We start from the raw sequence: 19,916 nt of genomic DNA, 5'->3' as shown, positions 1-19,916 counted from the left end.
CCCGTCATTACGCTGCCCCACCTGCGGTAACTCGCGGCACACCAGGCAGTCTTGACACTCTGACGGCACGCAGCACACGGGGGAGGGCGCGTTGAGCGCTGTGGGGGCCGGGAGCGGCTACCAGGTTCAGGCCGGCTCGCTGGATACGGAGGCGGGCAAGCTGGACGCCGCCGGGGACGACACGGACGGGATACGCAAGGCGATCACCGCCACCCAGTGCTACACGCCCGAGGCGCTCGGCGGGTCCGACATGGGCCCCGCCTTCGGCGACTACGCCGGGGCCTGGGAGGCCGAGGCGAAGACCCTGGCCGACGCACTGCACGAGCTCGCCGACCGGGTGCGTACCTCCACCCGTGCCTACAACGCGGCGGAAGGGGACGCCATCGCCGGACTGAGCGCCGCGCACTCCGGCAGCGGCACACAGCCCGCTCAGGCCGCCCCGGGCACCACCCTGTCCGACTTCGACTGAGCCCCGCCCTCCCGACGCCCCTTTCCCGCACCGCCCAGGGACCGCTGTGACCGAATCCACCACCGACCGCCGCGCACGCCTCGCGGACCTGCGTTCCACCATCGCAGGCGCCGAGAGCAAGAACGATCTCATCGAGGCCATCGACGCCGCTCTGGCCGTCGCCGCTCCGTCCGGCGACCCGGACACGCTCAGGACCCTCGCCAAGCGCTACCGCTCACAGGCCGACGACGCCGACGACGTGCGCGACCGCGTCGACAAGGTCGCCCGGCAGGGCCTGCCGAACGCCTGGGTCGGCACCACCGGCGCCCGTGCCGGTGAGGTCGTCGGCGCCGCGTCCCGCTCGGCGGACCAGATGGCCTGCGCCTTCCGCGGCGGCGCCCAGGCGCTCCTGACCCTGGCCGACGCCCTCGACGACGCCCGACGCCGTGACCGGACCGGGCGCGAGCAACTGCGTGACGCCCGCGGACAACTCGGCGGGGAGGACGGCTGGTTCGACGACCTGCACGAGGACGACGGCGAGGAGCAGGCCCGGGTGCGCGCCCGGTCGATCGCCACGGCCGGAGCCGACGACCGGCACGCCGCCGCGGTGACCGCCGACGACGCGGCCCGGGCCGCCGCCCGGGACCTGAACAAGTACGCCGCCGAAGCCCGCGCGGGCCAGATGCACACCGACAGCCTCTCCGCCGCCGACCGTCTCGTGCTGGCCGACACCGCCAACATCGACGGCGACCGCGAGCTGAACGAGATCCTCACCGCCAACGACCTCGAACGCGCCGGCAACCGCATGGAGAAGCTCTCCCCCGCCGACCAGGACCGGATGGAACGCATGCTGGCGGATGCGAGGACGCCGCAGGAGCGCGCGTACCTCATGAAGTCCCTCGCCGCCGGCTACAGCGTCGACGAGGTCGAGGACTTCGCCGGGAAGATCCACGGCAAGGACCCGCGGTGGCTGCAGGAGCACCTCGCCCCGGTCACCACCAACAGCTGGGGGCAGGAGCAGCAGACGTACGGCGACGCGAACTGGTCACAGGACGGCTCCACCTGTGTCCCGTCCTCCACCGTCACCGCGCGCGCCATGGTGGACCCGGTGTACGCGCTGGAGCTCACCGGCGGTCCGGACGGCACCGACGACTCGCCCGAGGCGTTCCGCGAGCGGCTCACCGACGAGCAGCTGCGGCTGCACGAGGAGGGCGACGGCGCCAACTCCGGCTGGCTGTGGGACCGGCAGCCCGCCGGCATGGACTCCGAGGGGCAGGAGGAGATCTCCGACTCGCAGCTGTCACCGCACACCGGAGACCGCTACGACGTGCAGGAGATGGGCTCCGACGACGACCGGCGCGATGTCCTCACCGACATCGAGAAGTCCGTCGCCGAGGGCAAGCCCGTGCCGATCAACATCGAGGGGCACGAGGACAACGGCGACTGGGTGGGGCACGGCATGATGATCGTCGGCCAGGAAGGCGACATGCTGCAGATCTACAACCCGTGGGGTACGACGACCTGGGTCAGCGAGGAGGACTTCGTCAAGGGAGACCTCAGCGCGGCCAGCGACGACCGGTTCACCAACGTCAACAACGTCTACATCGAGCAGGACTGAACACCGTGCGCATACGCACCGCCCTCTGGGCGCTCCCCCTCGTGGCCCTCGCCGGCTGCGGGCTGACCGGACCTTCCGCGTACGGCACCGACGAGCGCTCGGTGACCGCCGAGGTCGGCGAGGAGTTCACCCTGGAGGTGCCCGCCAGCCCCACACTCGGCGAGAACTGGTACCTGGCCGAGCCGCGGCCGGACTCGGCCGTGCTGCGCTACGAAGGCAGGGGCGAGGAAACAGAGGGCAGCGCCGAAGGCATCAGCGGCGGCGGCAGCGGCACCCAGCACTTCGATTTCACCGCGGTGGCGCCGGGCAGGACCACGGTGAAGCTGCTGTACTGCCCGCACGGGCTGTGCCACAGCGCGGCCGAGGTGACCGCGAGTCCGCCCCCCTCGGGAACCGCATCCCCCGTACCGGTCATGACGGCCGCCGCGACAGCCACCCCGAACGACACGGACAACCCCACCTACTACCTCTACACGATCACCGTCCGCTGATCGCCCCGCAGCCGAGGATCACCGCCATGCCGCCCACCCCCACCACCCGCACCGACGACGAGCTGATCGCGGCCACCGACGTCGGTGGCCTGCTGCGCTACGGGCTCAGCCGGGACGCCTTCCGCACCGCACTGTTCGGGGACGGGGCCGTCGCGGCCGCCGTCACACTGGACCGGCTCGGGGTGCTGCCGCGCTCGGTGGCGTTCCTCGCCGACACGGTGCGGGCCGGGGGCGTGCGGTACGTCGCCGAGCTGCCCGAACCCCTGCCCTCGGCCGAGGCGTCGGAGGTGCTGCGCGGCTGGCTGCGTACCGCCGCGGACGTGGCGGCCGCTCCGGACGCCGAGGACCGGGCCGCCCGCTGGCTGGCCGGCGTCGCCGAACTCATCGGAGCGCGCCGCGATGCCCGCGGGTCCCGCCGGTAGAGGCGGACAGGCTCTGACGAGGCCGTCGCGGCCTGCATAGGCTGCCCCCATGTCCCCGGCCAAGAAGCGCGCCCGCACCTACGACCCCGCCAAGATCCGCACCGCGGTCCTGGCCCAGTTCGGGAACGTACGGGCGGCCGTACACACCCTCACCCCCGAGCAGCTCACGCGCCCCACACGCCTCGGCGACTGGACCGTACGTGAACTGGCCGCGCATATCGCCATGGCCGTCGAGAGCGTCAGCCGGACCATCGACCTGGAGCCACCCGCGAAGGCCGAACTCGCCCTGCTGGACTGGCCGTTCGCGACCGCCGCACTGGCAGCCGCGGGCGCCGACCTCGGCCGCGAATTCGCCCGCGAGCACCCCGACCTCGACGCGCTGTACGCCCACACCGAGCAGCGGCTGACCGAGCGGCTGGCCGCCACCCCGGGCGAGCGGCTGCTCGTCACCCGTCCCGGTTTCATGACTCTGGCCGACTACCTGGTCACCCGTACCGTCGAGCTCGTCGTCCACACAGACGACCTGAACGCCGCCGTCCCCGGCCTTGACACCCCGTACGACCGCCAGGCCCTCGCCGCCTGCACCCGCCTCCTCGCCGACGCCCTCGCCGCCAAGGCGCCCGGCGGTTCGACCGAGGTGCGGGTCCCGCCGTACGCCGTCGTGCAGTGCGTCGAGGGACCGAAGCACACCCGGGGCACCCCGCCCAACGTCGTCGAGACCGACCCGCTGACCTGGATCCGCCTCGCGACCGGGCGGGTGGCGTGGCAGGACGCCGTCGCTCAGGCCAGGGTGAGCGCGAGCGGGGAGAGGGCGGACCTGGGCGGGTTGCTGCCGCTCATGGGCTGACCGGCCCCCACGCGCCGAGCGGCGACAAGCGGAACCGGTCCGGTGTCCCTCCCGTCCCACCGGCATGGACACACTCGGCATGGACACCCCGCAGCGACTGGCCGCTCTGGCCGTACTCACCCTCCTCCCGCTCGCCGTGGCCTGCGGCAACGAGAAGGCGGCCGGCGACACCGTCGGCGCGGGCGCGGCGGCCTCCGTCAGCGGCGTCCACTGGGCCGTCGACGACATCACCGTCGACGGGAAGAAGAGCGACGCCCCGGGCGGCGCCTGGCTGCGCATCGCCGACGGCGGCAAGGTCAAGGGCAGTCTCGGCTGCAACAACTTCGGCGCCGATGCCGCCTTCGCCGACAGCCACATCACGTTCGACCAGGTGCAGGCGACCGAGATGGCCTGCGAGGGCGTCCCCCCGGCCTTCGAGGAGACCCTCGCCCGCACCCTCGCCGACGGGGACCTCAAGACCGAGGTCGTCGGCGACAAGCTGACCCTCACCACCGCGGACGGCGACCGCGTCGCCCTCACCAAGCAGGACGCCGCCCCGCTCAAGGGCACGAAGTGGACCATCACCAGCCCCGACACGGCCGGCAAGGCCCACCTCACCTTCGACGAGAAAACCGGACAGGTCAGCGGAAGCCTCGGCTGCAACAAGGTGAAGGCCACGGCAACGGTCAGCGACGGCCGTATCACGCTCGGCACCGCGTCCACCACGCGAATGATGTGCGACACCTCACTCATGCATACGGAGAAGAGCCTCCTGAAGCTCTTCGACGGCACGGTGAAATACACACTCGATCACCGCACCCTCACTCTGACCAGCGAAAACGGCGAGCGTGTCAACGCGTCCGCCGCCGAGTGATCCTTTACGGGCGCGTATCCCCAATTCGGACCAGTGGTCGATCTCGCCTACACTCGGTGGCGTGCCACGTGGTGACGGTCGACTCAATCACGATCTACTTCCCGGCGAGAAAGGCCCCCAGGACGCGTGTGGCGTCTTCGGTGTCTGGGCTCCGGGTGAAGAGGTCGCAAAGCTCACGTACTTCGGGCTCTACGCCCTCCAGCATCGGGGCCAGGAATCCGCGGGAATCGCGGTCAGCAACGGCTCCCAGATCCTCGTCTTCAAGGACATGGGCCTCGTCTCCCAGGTCTTCGACGAGACCTCGCTCGGTTCGCTCCAGGGTCACATCGCGGTCGGACACGCCCGCTACTCGACCACCGGCGCCTCCGTGTGGGAGAACGCCCAGCCGACGTTCCGCGCCACCGCGCACGGCTCCATCGCGCTCGGCCACAACGGCAACCTGGTCAACACGGCCCAGCTCGCCGAGATGGTCGCCGACCTGCCCAAGCAGGAGGGCGGCCGAACACCGCGCGTGGCGGCCACCAACGACACCGACCTGCTGACCGCGCTGCTCGCGGCCCAGGTCGACGAGGACGGCAAGCCGCTGACCATCGAGGAGGCCGCCCACACGGTCCTTCCGCAGGTCAAGGGCGCCTTCAGCCTCGTCTTCATGGACGAGAACACCCTGTATGCCGCCCGTGACCCGCAGGGCATCCGCCCGCTGGTCCTCGGCCGTCTGGAGCGCGGCTGGGTCGCCGCGTCCGAGACCGCCGCCCTCGACATCTGCGGCGCCAGCTTCGTCCGCGAGATCGAGCCGGGCGAGTTCGTCGCCATCGACGAGAACGGCCTGCGCACCTCCCGATTCGCGGAAGCGAAGCCCAAGGGCTGTGTCTTCGAGTACGTCTATCTGGCCCGCCCGGACACCGACATCGCCGGCCGGAACGTCTACCTCTCCCGCGTGGAGATGGGCCGCAAGCTCGCGAAGGAAGCCCCGGTCGAGGCCGATCTGGTCATAGCGACCCCGGAATCCGGCACCCCGGCCGCCATCGGCTACGCGGAGGCCAGCGGCATCCCGTTCGGCGCGGGCCTGGTGAAGAACGCCTACGTCGGCCGTACGTTCATCCAGCCCTCGCAGACCATCCGCCAGCTCGGCATCCGGCTGAAGCTGAACCCGCTGAAGGAAGTCATCAAGGGCAAGCGCCTGGTCGTCGTCGACGACTCGATCGTGCGCGGCAACACCCAGCGCGCCCTGGTCCGCATGCTCCGCGAGGCAGGCGCCGCCGAGGTCCACATCCGGATCTCCTCGCCGCCCGTGAAGTGGCCCTGCTTCTTCGGCATCGACTTCGCCACGCGCGCGGAGCTCATCGCCAACGGCATGACGATCGACGAGATCGGCACCTCGCTCGGCGCCGACTCGCTGGCGTACATCTCCATCGACGGCATGATCGAGGCGACCACCATCGCCAAGCCGAACCTGTGCCGCGCCTGCTTCGACGGCGAGTACCCGATGGAGCTCCCGGACCCCGAGCTGCTCGGCAAGCAGCTCCTGGAGACCGAGCTCGCGGCCGGTACGGCCGCCCCGGCTGCCGTCGACGCGATCCGTCGCCCGTAAGCCCGTAGAAACCAACCCGAAAGATCCCAGGCAATGTCTGAGACAACTACCGGTGCTTCCGGTGCGTCCTACGCGGCTGCCGGCGTCGACATCGAAGCGGGCGACCGCGCGGTCGAGCTGATGAAGGAGTGGGTGAAGAAGACCCAGCGCCCCGAGGTCCTCGGCGGCCTCGGCGGTTTCGCCGGCCTGTTCGACGCCTCCGCCCTCAAGCGCTACGAGCGCCCGCTGCTCGCCTCCGCCACCGACGGTGTCGGCACCAAGGTCGACATCGCCCGCCAGATGGGTGTCTACGACACCATCGGCCACGACCTGGTCGCCATGGTCATGGACGACATCGTGGTGTGCGGCGCCGAGCCGCTGTTCATGACCGACTACATCTGCGTCGGCAAGGTCCACCCCGAGCGTGTCGCCGCCATCGTCAAGGGCATCGCCGAGGGCTGTGTGCTCGCCGGCTGCGCCCTGGTGGGCGGCGAGACGGCCGAGCACCCCGGTCTGCTGGGCCCGGACGACTTCGACGTGGCGGGCGCCGGTACGGGCGTCGTGGAGGCCGACCGGCTGCTGGGCGCGGATCGCATCCGTACGGGTGACGCGGTGATCGCCATGGCGGCATCCGGCCTTCACTCGAACGGGTACTCGCTGGTCCGGCACGTCCTGCTGAACCAGGCCGGCCTCGCCCTGGACGCACAGATCGACGAGCTGGGCCGCACCCTCGGCGAGGAGCTGCTGGAGCCCACCAAGATCTACTCGCTGGACTGCCTGGCCCTCACCCGCACCACGGACGTGCACGCGTTCAGCCACGTCACCGGTGGCGGTCTGGCCGCCAACCTGGCCCGGGTGATCCCGGACGGCCTGCACGCGATCGTCGACCGCTCCACCTGGGCCCCCGCCCCGATCTTCGACCTCGTCGGCAAGACCGGCTCGGTCGAGCGTCTGGAGCTGGAGAAGACCCTGAACATGGGCGTCGGCATGATCGCGATCGTGCCGGAGGAGTCCGCGGACGTGGCCGTGGCGACGCTGGCCGACCGAGGCGTGGACGCCTGGGTCGCGGGCGAGATCACGGACCGGGGCGACCACGAGACGGGCGCGGCCCTGGTCGGGGACTACGCGAGCTGAAGACCTGCGGGTAGCACAGAACCCGGTCGGTGACCGAGGTCACCGACCGGGTGAGTGCTCAATGCAAAGTCAAGCGCCGCGACGCTGCTCCGAGGGGTCCTCGTCCTGATCCTCGTCGTCGTCCTCATAGAGGTCGGCGTACTTGGAGTACAGGTCGTCGTCCTGCTCATCGTCCTCGAAACGGTCGCCGTTCGGCGACTGGTTCGACGTCGATGCGCCCAGCTCTTCAGCCAGGCGTGAGAGGTCCGTCCCACCGCTGTTGTACTTCAGCTGGCGGGCGACCTTCGTCTGCTTGGCCTTGGCCCGGCCGCGCCCCATGGCTCGACCCCCTCAACGACGGGGCTCGACGGCCCCAGAGTCTGACACGCGTTCATGATCCGGAACGGACTCTCCGTGGAGAGGCCGGTCCGTAGGGCTTCCACGGTACCTGAGCCCGCGCCCATACGGTACGTCGCCCGCAGCACAGGCGTGTGCCCAGGACCTTCGAGGCGCCCTGTCCTCGCTGGTCAACCGCGATTTTAACCACTTATTGGCGGTCGACCCGCCGGTAAGAGTGAGAGTTCTCTCCAACTGCCCACCGGCGGGTACCGGCCAAACCCGTGTTATGGGCCGGCCGATCGGCTCAGAGCGCCGTGCGCGCCTCCGCCATCCGCTGCTCGGCGATCCGGTCGGCCGCGGCGGCCGGCGGAATCCCATCTGCCTTCGCACGTGCGAATATGGCCAGCGTGGTGTCGTAGATCTTCGCGGCCTTCGCCTTGCACCGGTCGAAGTCGAAGCCGTGCAGCTCGTCGGCGACCTGGATGACACCGCCGGCGTTCACCACGTAGTCGGGCGCGTAGAGGATCCCGCGGTCGGCGAGGTCCTTCTCGACGCCCGGGTGCTCGAGCTGGTTGTTGGCGGCACCGCAGACGATCTTCGCGGTCAGCGCGGGCACGGTGTCGTCGTTCAGCGCCCCGCCGAGCGCGCAGGGGGCGTAGATGTCGAGGCCCTCCACGCGGATCAGGGTCGCGGTGTCGGCGACGGCCGTGACGCCCGTCGGATGGGCCGCGAGGATCCGGCCCACGGCCTCCTCGCGGACGTCCGTGATGACGACTTCGGCGCCCTCCGCGCGCAGGTGCTCCACCAGGTGGTGGCCGACCTTGCCGACGCCGGCGATGCCGATCCTGCGGCCGCGCAGCGACGGGTCACCCCACAGGTGCTGGGCGGAGGCGCGCATGCCCTGGTAGACGCCGAAGGCGGTGAGCACGGAGGAGTCGCCCGCGCCGCCGTTCTCCGGGGACCGTCCGGTCGTCCAGCGGCACTCGCGTGCCACGACGTCCATGTCGGCGACGTACGTACCGACGTCGCACGCGGTGACGTACCGACCGCCGAGCGAAGCCACGAACCGGCCGTAGGCCAGCAGCAGCTCCTCGCTCTTGATGCGGTCCGGGTCGCCGATGATCACGGCCTTGCCGCCGCCGTGGTCGAGCCCGGCCATGGCGTTCTTGTACGACATCCCGCGCGCGAGGTTCAGCGCGTCGGCGACGGCCTCCTCCTCGGTCGCGTACGGGTAGAAGCGCGTACCGCCGAGGGCCGGGCCCAGGGCGGTGGAGTGGATGGCGATGACGGCCTTGAGGCCGCTGGCGCGGTCCTGACAGAGCACTACTTGCTCATGACCCCCCTGATCCGAGTGGAACAGGGTGTGCAGGACGCCGTGTGTTACGTCGGTCACTGTGGTGACTCCTGAGTACGTTGCGGCGATCGGAGCGAGCTCCCGTACGGGTGGCGGGTGCTGTGAGCATGAGATTAGACCCGGAAGCGCCCCTCCAACCCGCAGTGCTCAGGATCACCTACTCCCGGAGTACAGCCGTGCGACGATTTGCATAGTTTTCCCGCATCTTTGTGAGCGGGTTTCGCAGGTTTTCCTGGCAGACGGCGGGGGAGGGAGCAGGCGTGCCCAAGGTGTCCTCGGTGATCGTCCCGTACGCGACCTATCTGCGTGTGTACGAGCCGCTGGCAGCCTTCCCGGAGCCGGAGCGCAGCCACTGGGCGCGCTACGCCCGCCGCCCCGACCGCCCCTCGTACCAGGACGAACTGCGCCGCTCCCTGGCCGACTTGGTGCCCACCCCGCCGATCCCGGTGCCGGTGCACGAGAGCAGCGACGCCTTCGTGCTGGAGGCCGACGGGGTGCTGTGCGTCTGCCCGTGGCGTACCCGGCTGCGCGGCTGGCAGGCGCTCGGGGAGCTCGCCGAGGAGCTGCCGAAGCCGGTGCTGGAGGCGGTGCTGCCGGAGGTGGTGCGGCGCCAGACGGCCCAGGACTACGAGCGCTGGCTGGCCCGCAACCCGGACGCCCGGCCGTGGATCCGCACCTCGACCTGGCAGGTGCCGCTGCACTGGTTCGTGCTGGTGTCGGACGAGGAGCGGCGCTTCGACAAGGGCTCGGGCGAGATCCCGCCGATGCTGCGCTACCGGACGCCCATGGTGCAGGCGCGGCGGCGGGTGGCGCGGGCCCTGCGGACGCTGAAGGAAGCCATCGACGAAGGCCCGCTCATCGACGGCCTGGTGGACGTCGGGCGCTGGCTGGAGGAGTTCCACCCGCGCTCACTGGTCGAGCTGGACTACGGCGGCCTGGTGCACACCCTGCCGGCCGGTGACCTGGAGGACGATCACTCGGCGGCCGATGTGGCCGACGGCATCGAGGCGCTGCGGCTCGGCGACGGGGCGGCCGCGGGGGCGGCCTACACGCGGCTCGTGGAGCGGTGGCGGGCGGTGCGGGACCGGCGGTCGGCCAACTGAGCGCTGCGGGCGGGGCGGGCCGGTGTGATCTGGCGCACTCGGTGAGGTAACGAACTGACGTTTGACGAGACGCCCGTTTTGGGGTTTCGTGCTCGCTCTGAGGTTCTTGATGCCTCGTCAACAAAGGACGTAGGACCCGATCCGGGCGTATGCATCAAGGATGTGTCAACGCGTGTAAGCGTGACGGACCGCACTTACGCGGCTCTTGCGCCCCTAACCCCTCCTCGTGCCAAAATAGGACAAGGAGTCCGGGGAGGGCTCTAGCTCGACATTGCACGCTTTGGGGGGTCTTGAGACTCCTGCACGCCACTGTGACTGATCGTCACAGTGGCGTGACTGTCCGCTATGGCATGGTCCATCGGCTTCCGTCGCTGATGAACACCTGGGAGGGCAATTCCATCGGTTTGGCCGACGCGGCTGGACAGATGGTGTAGTTGTAGTGCCGAGGACAAGCCGTTCGTCCTATAACCGACTCGACTCGCGTCCGCCATTTCGGGCAACGCGGGTCAAGGTGCAGAATTTAGAGGAAAGAACCGAGAAGGTTCGGTTCTCCCGAGGAGGCCGCTCATGACCGCTCGCACCCCTGATGCCGAGCCGCTGCTGACCCCGGCTGAGGTCGCCACCATGTTCCGTGTGGACCCGAAGACGGTCACGCGGTGGGCGAAGGCCGGGAAGCTCACGTCCATCCGTACGCTCGGCGGGCACCGCCGTTACCGCGAGGCCGAGGTCCGCGCACTGCTCGCGGGCATCCCGCAGCAGCGCAGCGAGGCCTGAACAACTCCATAACCGGGCAAACCGGCGGTTCCCCCAACTTGCCGCGGCGCCCGAACTCTAGCTCCAAGCGACGCGGGTTCTGCCCCAACAGAGCCCACGCCCAAGCCGATCAGAGCTCTTCAGGCACGTAACAAGGGTGCGTCGTCGATCGCGCTGGACTCCGCCGGGTCCAGCGCGATCTTTTTTGTGTGCGGACCGTGTGCCGGCCGGGGCCCTGTGGGCGGGCTTGTCGGACTCTGGGGAGGCCTGTCGGATCTCCTGTGGAGTCACCCCGGGGCGGCTCTTGAGCAGTCCTTGAGTGGGTCCTGGGCGGCCCTTGGGTGCTCCATGGGTGGTCCATGGCTGACCCAAGGGTCGTCACTGAGCGTATGCCGGGCGATCGCTGGAAGCTGGTGCAATTGCACATATTAAATTGACCAGTTGTAGGCAGGGTGTAAGTACCGCACTCCCGGAAACTCATGCGGTGACACCCGTCACATGCCGCGGTGCTTGTTGCCTCTGGCCTCTGTGCGCTAGAGGGGGGGCGCATGCTCCAGCGCCCCATGGCCGCACGGGAGTTGACGCCCATGAGCGGTCAGGCAGTGGAAGCGGTTTCGTCCTCGGTGACCTCGGCCGGAGCCGTCCGCGGGGTGCGCGGGGCGGAGTCCATCGCCAGGCGCAGCAGGCGGTGGCAGATCGGGCAGTGACGGGTGAGATGCCGATAGGAGGTGGCGGCCGACAGATGCGCGCGGAGCAGTGCCCGCGTCTCGTGCCTTGCCGATGCCGCCATACGCCACCTCCGGGGGCCACACGGGAAGGTGCCCTGATTTCTGGGTACCGAGCGAATGTGACTCCGTCAAGGTGGCGGGGGGCTCCGCCGGTTGCGCCGCCGCTGTGAAGCGCCCGGCGCTGCAGCGGCCGTCTGCCGGGGGCTGCCGCCCCCAGACCCCCGCTCCGGCCCTGAACGGGCCTCGTCCTCAAACGCCGGACGGGCTGGTTGATGCCGGCCGGCGCCGGGAGCTGCGAACCGGCACTGGGGGGTGCACTGGGGGCACGAGTAAGGCCCGCCACCCCTTGCGGGGCGCGGGCCTTTGCTCTCAATGCGGTCCTGACGGGATTTGCTGTGCCCGATTGCGGCTGCGCCGCGGGCGCGGCCTGCACCTTGGCTGGGTGGCGCGGGGTGTCGTGTGGAGTTGCGGTACGAGTAAGGCCCGCCACCCCTTGCGGGGCGCGGGCCTTTACTCTCAATGCGGTCCTGACGGGATTTGCTGTGCCCGATTGCGGCTGCGCCGCGGGCGCGGCCTGCACCTTGGCTGGGTGGCGCGGGGTGTGGTGTGGAGTTGCGGTACGAGTAAGGCCCGCCATCCCTTGCGGGGCGCGGGCCTTGACTCTCAATGCGGTCCTGACGGGATTTGAACCCGCGGCCTCCACCTTGACAGGGTGGCGAGCACTCCAAACTGCTCCACAGGACCAGGTTTCGCTGCGCCATTCGTGCGTTGCGCTGCGAGAAGAGACTGTACAGGAGGGTGAGCCCCGGGTCGAACTCACCCTGCGTGTGCATGCCGTTACGGCGCCAGCGTGTCGATCGTCTTCACGATCCGCTTGTCCGAGATGGGGTACGCCGTGCCGAGGGCGTGGGCGAAGTAGCTGACGCGGAGCTCCTCCAGCATCCAGCGGACGTCCAGGACCTGCTGCGGGACCGGGCGGCCCTGCGGCATCTGCTCCAGGAGCCAGGCGTACTCGTCCTGCATCTCGTGGACCTTCTCCATGCGGGTCGTGTCGCGCTGGACGTTCGTCGGCATCTGCTGGAGGCGGCGGTCCACGGCGATCAGGTAGCGCATGAGGTCGGGCAGGCGGCGCAGGCCCGCCTCCGTCACGAAACCGGGCCTCACAAGGGCGTCCAGCTGCTTACGCACGTCCGTGAGGTTTGCGAGCAGGGCAGGGCTGCGTACGGCCTTCAGGCGGCGTTCAGCGGCCTGCCAGGCAGCCAGGACCTGCTGCACCTGAGCCACCGTACGGACCGTCGTGTCGACGATCTCCGCGCGCACCTTGTCGTACAGCTTCCGGTACGACTCCTCGTCCCACGCCGGCCCACCGAAGTCACCGATCAGCTTGTCCGCCGCCGCCGTCGCACAGTCCTCGAAGAGCGCCTGGATGGAGCCGTGGGGGTTGGCGGACAGGGCGAGCTTCTGGGCGTTCGTCAGGCGCTCGCTCGCGAATTTCGCCGGGTTCACCGGGATATTGCGGACGATGAGGCGGCGCGTGCCCTTCCACATCGCCTGCTGCTGCTCCGCCTCCGTGTCGAAGAGACGGACCGACACCGTGTCGCCGTCATCGACGAGCGCCGGGTACGCCCGCACCGGCTGACCGGCCCGGCGAGTCTCGAAGACGCGGGTGAGCGAGCCGATCGTCCAGTCGGTCAGACCTTTGCGCTCCAGGGACTCCCCGCCCTCGCGGGACGCGGTGGCCGCGGCCGCCTGGGAGAGGGCCTTGCGCGCCTTCGGCTTCAGGCGCAGCTTCAGGGCCTCCAGATCCTTGTCCTCGGCCAGCTTGCGGCGCCGCTCGTCGACGATCCGGAACGTGATGCGCAGATGGTCCGGGACCTTCGTCCAGTCGAAGTCCTCGGCCTCGAACGGCACTCCGACCATGCGCTTCAGCTCACGCGCCATGGTCACCGTCAACGGCTCCTGCAGGGGCACGGCCGCATCGAGGAACCGCTTCGCGAAATTCGGCGCCGGCACGTAGTTGCGGCGAATCGGCTTCGGCAGGGAACGGATCAGCTCCGTCACCAACTCCTCCCGCAACCCCGGGATCTGCCAGTCGAAGCCCTCGTCCGTGACCTGGTTGAGTACCTGGAGCGGGATGTGGACCGTCACACCGTCGGCGTCCGCGCCCGGCTCGAACTGATACGTCACGCGGAACTTCAGCTGCCCCTGCCGCCACGAGTCCGGATAGTCGGCCTTCGTGACCGCCTCCGCCGACTCCCGGATGAGCATCTCGCGCTCGAAGTCCAGGAAGTCCGGCTGCTCATGCCGCTTGCGCTTCCACCAGGAGTCGAAGTGGGCGCCCGAGACGACGTGCGCGGGCACCTTCTGGTCGTAGAAGTCGAACAGCGTCTCGTCGTCGACGACGATGTCCCGGCGCCGCGCCCGGTGCTCCAACTCCTCGACCTCGCTGAGGAGTTTGCGATTGTCGGCGAAGAACTTGTGATGCGTGCGCCAGTCGCCCTCGACGAGCGCGTTGCGGATGAACAGCTCGCGAGACGCCTCCGGGTCGATACGGCCGTAGTTAACCTTCCGCTGGGCGACGATCGGAACGCCGTACAGCGTGACCTTCTCGTACGCCATCACCGCCGCCTGGTCCTTCTCCCAGTGCGGTTCGGAGTACGTCCGCTTCAGCAGGTGCTCCGCGAGCGGCTCCACCCACTCCGGCTCGATCTTCGCGTTCACACGGGCCCACAGACGGCTCGTCTCCACCAGCTCGGCGGACATGACGAACCGGGGCGGCTTCCTGAAGAGAGCCGAGCCGGGGAAGATCGCGAACTTGGCGTTCCGGGCGCCGAGATACTCCCCCCGGCCACCGTCCTTGCGTACGCCCGGACCGGAGTCCTTGGACTCCTTCACATCCTTCATCCCGATGTGCGAGAGGAGGCCGGCGAGGAGGGACACATGGATCCGGTCGGCAGGGGCATCCTCGTCGTTGAGGTGGATGCCCATCTGCTTGGCGACCGTACGCAGCTGCGTGTAGATGTCCTGCCATTCCCGAATACGCAGGAAGTTCAGGTACTCCTGCTTGCACATGCGCCGGAAGGAGCTCGACCCCCGCTCCTTCTGCTGCTCACGGACGTAGCGCCACAGGTTGAGGTACGCGAGGAAGTCGCTCGTCTCGTCCTTGAAGCGGGCGTGCTGCTGGTCGGCCTGGGCCTGCTTGTCGGCGGGGCGCTCGCGCGGGTCCTGGATGGACAGCGCAGCCGCTATGACCATGACCTCGCGGACACAGCCGTTCTTGTCGGCCTCCAGGACCATGCGGGCCAGACGCGGGTCGACGGGCAGCTGGGCGAGCTTGCGGCCGGTCTCCGTCAGCCGCTTGCGTACGTCCTTCTGCGCCGGGTCCAGCGCGCCGAGCTCCTGCAGGAGCTGCACGCCGTCACGGATGTTGCGGTGGTCCGGCGGGTCGATGAACGGGAACTTCTCGATGTCGCCGAGGCCGGCCGCGGTCATCTGCAGGATGACCGAGGCGAGGTTCGTACGGAGAATCTCGGCGTCCGTGAACTCCGGACGGGCGAGGAAGTCGTCCTCCGAGTACAACCGGATGCAGACACCGTCACTGGTCCGTCCACAACGGCCCTTGCGCTGATTGGCGCTGGCCTGCGAGATCGCCTCGATGGGCAGCCGCTGGACCTTGGTGCGGTGGCTGTACCGGCTGATCCGGGCGAAACCCGGGTCGATCACGTACTTGATGCCCGGGACGGTCAGCGAGGTCTCGGCGACATTCGTAGCCAGAACGATCCTGCGCCCGGTGTGCGGCTGGAAGACACGGTGCTGCTCGGCATGGGACAAGCGGGCGTAGAGGGGCAGGACCTCGGTGAACCGGTAGTTCTTCTTGACCAGCGCGTCGGCCGTGTCCCGGATCTCCCGCTCACCGGAGAGGAAGACGAGGATGTCGCCCTTGCCCTCCCCCTGAAGCTCCTCCACGGCATCGCAGATCGCGGTGATCTGGTCCCGGTCGGAATCCTCGCCGTCCTCCTCGAGAAGGGGCCGGTACCGCACCTCCACCGGATACGTCCGCCCGCTGACCTCGATGATCGGCGCCTCGCCGAAGTGCCGGGAGAACCGCTCGGGATCGATGGTCGCCGAGGTGATGACGACCTTGAGATCGGGCCGCTTCGGCAGCAACTGCGCGAGATACCCGAGCAGGAAGTCGATGTTGAGGGACCGCTCGTGTGCCTCGTCGATGATGATCGTGTCGTAGGCCCGCAGCTCGCGGTCGGTCTGGATCTCGGCGAGCAGGATGCCGTCCGTCATCAGCTTGATGAAGGTCGCGTCCGGATTCACCTGGTCCGTGAACCGCACCTTCCAGCCGACCGACTCACCGAGCGGCGTGTCCAGCTCCTCGGCCACCCGCTCGGCGACCGTCCGGGCGGCGATACGACGGGGCTGCGTGTGCCCGATCATGCCCCGGACACCCCGCCCCAGCTCCAGGCAGATCTTCGGGATCTGGGTCGTCTTCCCGGACCCGGTCTCACCGGCGACGATCACGACCTGGTGATCGCGGATGGCGGCCGCGATGTCGGCCTTCTTCTGGCTGACCGGCAGCTGCTCGGGATACGTGACCGCGGGCACACGGGAGCGCCGCGCGGCGACACGCTCCTCGCCCCTGACGATCTCCGCCTCGATCTCGGCCAGCACGGCGGCCCGCGCCTCCGGCTTACGGATCTTGCGGGCACCTTCGAGCCGCCGACCGAGCCGCTGCGCATCGCGCAGGGACAACTCGGTCAGGCGGGGGGCGAGGGCGCCGAGGGCCGGGGTACCGGGGGCAGGGTGCGTAGACATACGCGATCCAGGATCTCATCCCCTGGAAAACCCTGGCGAACGATTTGCCGGGGGGCGATCCGGTCCTGCACCACCCGCCTTTACGACATCGGACCGGGCCGGCTTCAAGGCCGGAGCGTGCCCCCAACCCGTAGGGGGATGAAAAACACCCCCGTCGATCATCTCGACGGGGGTGTTTGCTGTGGCTGGGGCCGGGGTCGAACCGGCGACCTTCCGCTTTTCAGGCGGACGCTCGTACCAACTGAGCTACCCAGCCACGAGGCTCCGAGAAGCCTCAGCGGTCCTGACGGGATTTGAACCCGCGGCCTCCACCTTGACAGGGTGGCGAGCACTCCAAACTGCTCCACAGGACCAAGCGATGTGTACGACAGTGTCGCACACCGTACTGCGTGCCCCCAACGGGATTCGAACCCGTGCTACCGCCTTGAAAGGGCGGCGTCCTAGGCCGCTAGACGATGAGGGCTATCGGCCCGCCTGGGCGCTTCTCAGCGCGTCGGGGACGTGAGAAGCATATGGGATGGCGGGAGGTATCGCCAAAACGGTTTACGGGGAGGGGGTGGGCGAGGGCGTCGGGGGGCTTGGCGAGTCGGTCGCTCCCGGTTGCCCGCGGCGGAGCCGCTAATCGACAGGGTCCTCGGCCAGGTGGCGGCGTACCTCGGCGGTGGTCAGGCCCAGGCCGCCCAGTTCGATCTCGTCCCAGGCCTGGAGGCGACGGGTGTCCCGGTCGAAGTAGAGGATCGACGTCTGGATGGGGTCGGGGTGCTTGCCTTCCACGGCGCGCAGTCCGCTGCCGCCTGTGGAGCCTTCGATGCGCAGGCGGGTGCCGTAGCGCAGGAGCTCGGTCTCCTGGTGGTGGATGTGGCCGGCCAGGGCCAGGGGGACCTCGCCGTCGGTCTGGCGGGCGGCCACCGGTTCGTGGGCGACGGCGACGTCGACGGGGGTGCCGGCGGTTTTCTGGTCGCGCAGGGACGAGGCGAGGCGGACGCCCGCGAGTTCGTTCGCGGCGTCGCCGCCGGGTACCTGGGTGCGGTCGGGGGTGAACTGGGGGTCGCCGATGCCGGCGAAGCGCAGGCCGGAGATCGTTTCGGCCTTGCCGTCGTCCAGGACGTGGACGTTCTTGAGGCCTTCCAGGTAGCGCTGGGTGACGCGGGAGTCGTGGTTGCCGCGGACCCAGACGTAGGGGGCGCCGAGGTCCTCGATGGGGTCCAGGAAGCCGTTCTCTGCGGCTGTGCCGTGGTCCATGGTGTCGCCGGAGTCGACGATCACGTTGACCTTGTACTGGTCGACGAGCGAGGCGATGATCTTCCAGCTCGCGGGGTTGAGGTGGATGTCGGAGACGTGCAGGACGCGGATCGTCGACGGGTCGGGTGTGTAGGCGGGGAGTGTGGAGGTGGCGTCGTAGAGCTTGGTGACGTTGGTGACCAGGCGGGCCAACTCCTTTTGGTAGACGTCGAATTCGGTGACGATGCTGCGTGCGTTGCCGACCAGGGAGGGGGCGGAGGAGAGGAGTCCGGAGAACTTCGGTTCCAGGACCGATTCGGGGTTCCAGGTGGCGAGCGCCGTGCCGCCCGAGGCTGCCAGGAGGGTGAGGGCGAGTCCGCCGGCGGCGAGGGCGCGGCGGGGGCGGCGGTAGACGGCGAGGCCGAGGGCGGTGGCGCCGGAGACGACGGCGACGCAGGAGCGCAGGGCGAGGTCGCGGGTGCCGTTGGCGACGTCGTGGGCGACTTCGTCCTGGAGGCCGGAGAGGCGTTCGGGGTGGTCGACGAGGGCCTGGGAGCGGGCGGGGTCGAGTTGGTCGACGTTGACGTCGAGGCGGACGGGGGCGATGTGGCTGTCCAGTTGGAGGGCGCCCAGGGGGGAGACGTTGATCTTCGTGCCGCCGGTGAGGGAGGGGCGCAGGGTCATCGTGGTGTTCATGGGGCCGACGGGGACGCGTACGTTGCCGACGATGAGCAGGCCGAGCCAGGCGCCGAGGAGGACGACGGCGATCAGCCCGAGGGCGCGGCCCCAGGGGCGTGGCTGCGCGACGAGTTCCAGTGTGGTGGGCCGGTGGCGGGTGGTGTGGCGGCGGGTGAGGGCGCGCGGGGCCGTGGGGAGGTGACCGAGGGCTTTCAGGACTGCGGCGGGGACGCGGGCCATTGGTCCCGTATGCCCAAGTGTGGCGGCGGATATGCGGGGCTGTTGGCGGCTCCTGTACGGCGGGGTCGTACCCGACAATGGGCCTGTGCTGGAGATGACGCGCGAGGAGTTCGAGGAACTGGTCGCCGAGGCGCTGGACCGGATCCCGCCGGAGCTGACGCGGCTGATGGACAATGTCGCGGTGTTCGTGGAGGACGAACCGCCCGCGGACGATCCCGAGCTGCTCGGGTTGTACGAGGGGACTCCGCTCACCGATCGCGGTGAGTGGTACGCGGGGGTGCTGCCGGACCGGATCACGATCTACCGGGGGCCGACGCTGCGGATGTGTGAGTCGCGGGAGGAGGTCGTCGAGGAGACCGAGGTGACGGTGGTGCATGAGATCGCGCATCACTTCGGGATCGACGATGCGCGGCTGCATGCGCTCGGCTATGGGTGAGTGGTGCTCCGTGGGGTCTGTGAACCTGTGAATGCGGGGCGCGTGTCCTCTTGTGGGCGGCGGGAGTTGGGCAGGTTGACTTCTTCGCCCGCCCTTGGAGGTGGCTTCCGTGCGCCCTTTGTACGTACCCGTCCGTCTGGCCGTCACGGTCATGGCCGTCGCCGCTGCCGCCGGCTGCATGAGCGTGGGCGACGACGGCTCCGGCGGGGGCGCGAAGCCGTCGCCGTCCGCCGGGCAGCGGGGCGGTGAGGCGCCCGACGGGGGGTCGGCCGTGTCGGGTGGCGGCTTCGGGTTCGGGGCCCATGGTGAGGGCGGCGAGCGGGGGAAGGGCAGGGGGAAGGACGGCAAGGGTGAGAAGAAGAAGGGGGCCGGGGAGTCCGCGGCTGCCTCCGCTTCGCCGTCCGTGGGGGTGAGTGCGTCCGCTTCGGCGGGGGGCAAGCCGGCGCGTCCGGGGGCGACCGAGAAGCCGGGGCCCACTCGTACGGCTGAACCGACGCCGACTCGGACGCCGGATCCGGAGCCGACGCCGACCGGGGAGCCGACGTCTGCCTCGCCGACGCCCACGCAGGCTGAGCCGTCGTCGTCGGCGCATGAGCAGACGGAGCCGCAGCTGGGGCAGCGGGAGCCGGCGCCGGCCGCGGGGGCGCCGGCGTGAGGGGGGTTCGGTGGGGATGCCGGGCATGCGGCAGGTGACGTTGGCTACACCGGCGGCACTCGGTTTGCCTTGGGGGGTTGGGGGTGCGTATGGTGGTAGATCGTTTGATCCCATTTGCCCGGCGCCACCGCAGAGCGCGCCGTGTGGCGCGTACTCTCCCTTGCCGTGGCGGACCGCATTGAGGCGGTCGTATTGCGAATCACGGAGTTGACGGGCGCGTGCC

At 69.6% G+C, this 19,916-nt stretch carries 16 protein-coding genes, 4 tRNA genes and 1 pseudogene; 12 read left to right on the top strand and 9 right to left on the bottom strand.

Going from position 1 to position 19,916, the window contains the following annotated elements; translation table 11 throughout:
- Positions 1–91: 91 nt before the first annotated feature.
- From ACIBU0_RS05250 to purM, 8 genes are all read left to right on the top strand, one after another.
- Entirely contained in the window at positions 92–469 is a 378-nt protein-coding gene (locus tag ACIBU0_RS05250) for a hypothetical protein (RefSeq protein ID WP_398811943.1), read from the top strand.
- Positions 470–515: 46 nt separating this feature from the next.
- On the top strand, positions 516–2,066 hold the full coding sequence (locus tag ACIBU0_RS05245) for a peptidoglycan-binding protein (RefSeq protein WP_398811940.1): 1,551 nt from the start codon (positions 516–518) through the stop codon (positions 2,064–2,066).
- A 5-nt stretch (positions 2,067–2,071) separates the two neighbouring features.
- A complete protein-coding gene (locus tag ACIBU0_RS05240; RefSeq protein ID WP_398811937.1) occupies positions 2,072–2,557 on the top strand; it encodes a protease inhibitor I42 family protein in 486 nt (161 codons plus the stop codon).
- Positions 2,558–2,583: 26 nt separating this feature from the next.
- Entirely contained in the window at positions 2,584–2,979 is a 396-nt protein-coding gene (locus ACIBU0_RS05235; protein WP_398811934.1) for a hypothetical protein, read from the top strand.
- A gap of 49 nt (positions 2,980–3,028) precedes the next feature.
- Positions 3,029–3,826 carry a sterol carrier family protein gene (locus ACIBU0_RS05230; RefSeq protein ID WP_398811931.1) on the top strand — a complete coding sequence of 266 codons (798 nt, stop codon included), beginning with the start codon at positions 3,029–3,031 and terminating at the stop codon, positions 3,824–3,826.
- A gap of 64 nt (positions 3,827–3,890) precedes the next feature.
- The gene (locus ACIBU0_RS05225; RefSeq protein ID WP_398811928.1) at positions 3,891–4,679 is read left to right on the top strand and encodes an META domain-containing protein; all 789 of its coding nucleotides are present in this window, start codon (positions 3,891–3,893) and stop codon (positions 4,677–4,679) included.
- Positions 4,680–4,740: 61 nt separating this feature from the next.
- Positions 4,741–6,270, top strand: coding sequence for an amidophosphoribosyltransferase (purF, locus tag ACIBU0_RS05220; protein ID WP_398811925.1), 1,530 nt, complete (start codon positions 4,741–4,743; stop codon positions 6,268–6,270).
- A 33-nt stretch (positions 6,271–6,303) separates the two neighbouring features.
- Positions 6,304–7,383, top strand: a complete 1,080-nt coding sequence (purM, locus tag ACIBU0_RS05215; protein WP_398811922.1) for a phosphoribosylformylglycinamidine cyclo-ligase — start codon at positions 6,304–6,306, stop codon at positions 7,381–7,383.
- Between the two features lie 69 nt (positions 7,384–7,452).
- Here purM and ACIBU0_RS05210 read toward each other — a convergent pair whose 3' ends face one another.
- Complete coding sequence (locus ACIBU0_RS05210) at positions 7,453–7,701, bottom strand: DUF3073 domain-containing protein (RefSeq protein ID WP_031484400.1); 249 nt, start codon at positions 7,699–7,701, stop codon at positions 7,453–7,455.
- A gap of 304 nt (positions 7,702–8,005) precedes the next feature.
- Positions 8,006–9,094 carry a Leu/Phe/Val dehydrogenase gene (locus ACIBU0_RS05205; protein ID WP_398811919.1) on the bottom strand — a complete coding sequence of 363 codons (1,089 nt, stop codon included), beginning with the start codon at positions 9,092–9,094 and terminating at the stop codon, positions 8,006–8,008.
- Positions 9,095–9,315: 221 nt separating this feature from the next.
- On the opposite strand from ACIBU0_RS05205, the gene ACIBU0_RS05200 reads away from it, so the two are divergent.
- Together ACIBU0_RS05200 and bldC are read left to right on the top strand one after the other, a co-directional pair.
- Positions 9,316–10,158, top strand: coding sequence for a hypothetical protein (locus tag ACIBU0_RS05200; protein ID WP_398811917.1), 843 nt, complete (start codon positions 9,316–9,318; stop codon positions 10,156–10,158).
- Positions 10,159–10,725: 567 nt separating this feature from the next.
- Positions 10,726–10,932 (top strand): developmental transcriptional regulator BldC, encoded by a 207-nt coding sequence (bldC, locus tag ACIBU0_RS05195; protein WP_003949541.1) that lies wholly within the window; start codon positions 10,726–10,728, stop codon positions 10,930–10,932.
- 574 nt (positions 10,933–11,506) lie between these two features.
- Here the strand turns inward: bldC and ACIBU0_RS05190 are convergent.
- The 7 genes and pseudogenes from ACIBU0_RS05190 to ACIBU0_RS05160 form a co-directional block, all read right to left on the bottom strand.
- The gene (locus ACIBU0_RS05190) at positions 11,507–11,701 is read right to left on the bottom strand and encodes a DUF6274 family protein (protein WP_398811915.1); all 195 of its coding nucleotides are present in this window, start codon (positions 11,699–11,701) and stop codon (positions 11,507–11,509) included.
- Positions 11,702–12,308: 607 nt separating this feature from the next.
- Positions 12,309–12,383, bottom strand: a tRNA-Asp gene (locus tag ACIBU0_RS05185).
- A gap of 93 nt (positions 12,384–12,476) precedes the next feature.
- Complete coding sequence (gene hrpA, locus ACIBU0_RS05180; protein WP_398811912.1) at positions 12,477–16,463, bottom strand: ATP-dependent RNA helicase HrpA; 3,987 nt, start codon at positions 16,461–16,463, stop codon at positions 12,477–12,479.
- 182 nt (positions 16,464–16,645) lie between these two features.
- Positions 16,646–16,719, bottom strand: a tRNA-Phe gene (locus ACIBU0_RS05175).
- A gap of 22 nt (positions 16,720–16,741) precedes the next feature.
- Positions 16,742–16,816: transfer RNA gene (locus ACIBU0_RS05170), tRNA-Asp, on the bottom strand.
- Between the two features lie 37 nt (positions 16,817–16,853).
- Positions 16,854–16,926: transfer RNA gene (locus ACIBU0_RS05165), tRNA-Glu, on the bottom strand.
- A gap of 80 nt (positions 16,927–17,006) precedes the next feature.
- Positions 17,007–18,602, bottom strand: a pseudogene (locus ACIBU0_RS05160) (metallophosphoesterase).
- A gap of 85 nt (positions 18,603–18,687) precedes the next feature.
- On the opposite strand from ACIBU0_RS05160, the gene ACIBU0_RS05155 reads away from it, so the two are divergent.
- Together ACIBU0_RS05155 and ACIBU0_RS05150 are read left to right on the top strand one after the other, a co-directional pair.
- The gene (locus ACIBU0_RS05155) at positions 18,688–19,038 is read left to right on the top strand and encodes a metallopeptidase family protein (RefSeq protein ID WP_211362888.1); all 351 of its coding nucleotides are present in this window, start codon (positions 18,688–18,690) and stop codon (positions 19,036–19,038) included.
- A 109-nt stretch (positions 19,039–19,147) separates the two neighbouring features.
- Positions 19,148–19,693 carry a hypothetical protein gene (locus ACIBU0_RS05150; protein WP_398811908.1) on the top strand — a complete coding sequence of 182 codons (546 nt, stop codon included), beginning with the start codon at positions 19,148–19,150 and terminating at the stop codon, positions 19,691–19,693.
- The last annotated feature ends 223 nt before the right edge of the window (positions 19,694–19,916 follow it).

It is taken from the genome of Streptomyces sp. NPDC049627 (assembly GCF_044465645.1).
Lineage (GTDB): Bacteria > Actinomycetota > Actinomycetes > Streptomycetales > Streptomycetaceae > Streptomyces.
The sequence above is the reverse complement of the archived record's forward strand: the minus strand, read 5'-3'. Positions and strand labels throughout refer to the sequence as shown.

Excerpts from the sequence above, each read along its gene's own strand:
- ACIBU0_RS05235 (WP_398811934.1), top strand. The coding sequence starts at position 2,584 with ATGCCGCCCACCCCCACCACCCGCACCGACGACGAGCTGATCGCGGCC.
- ACIBU0_RS05230 (WP_398811931.1), top strand. The coding sequence starts at position 3,029 with ATGTCCCCGGCCAAGAAGCGCGCCCGCACCTACGACCCCGCCAAGATC.
- ACIBU0_RS05225 (WP_398811928.1), top strand. The coding sequence starts at position 3,891 with ATGGACACACTCGGCATGGACACCCCGCAGCGACTGGCCGCTCTGGCC.
- purM (WP_398811922.1), top strand. The coding sequence starts at position 6,304 with ATGTCTGAGACAACTACCGGTGCTTCCGGTGCGTCCTACGCGGCTGCC.
- ACIBU0_RS05210 (WP_031484400.1), bottom strand. The coding sequence starts at position 7,701 with ATGGGGCGCGGCCGGGCCAAGGCCAAGCAGACGAAGGTCGCCCGCCAG.
- bldC (WP_003949541.1), top strand. The coding sequence starts at position 10,726 with ATGACCGCTCGCACCCCTGATGCCGAGCCGCTGCTGACCCCGGCTGAG.
- ACIBU0_RS05190 (WP_398811915.1), bottom strand. The coding sequence starts at position 11,701 with ATGGCGGCATCGGCAAGGCACGAGACGCGGGCACTGCTCCGCGCGCAT.
- hrpA (WP_398811912.1), bottom strand. The coding sequence starts at position 16,463 with ATGTCTACGCACCCTGCCCCCGGTACCCCGGCCCTCGGCGCCCTCGCC.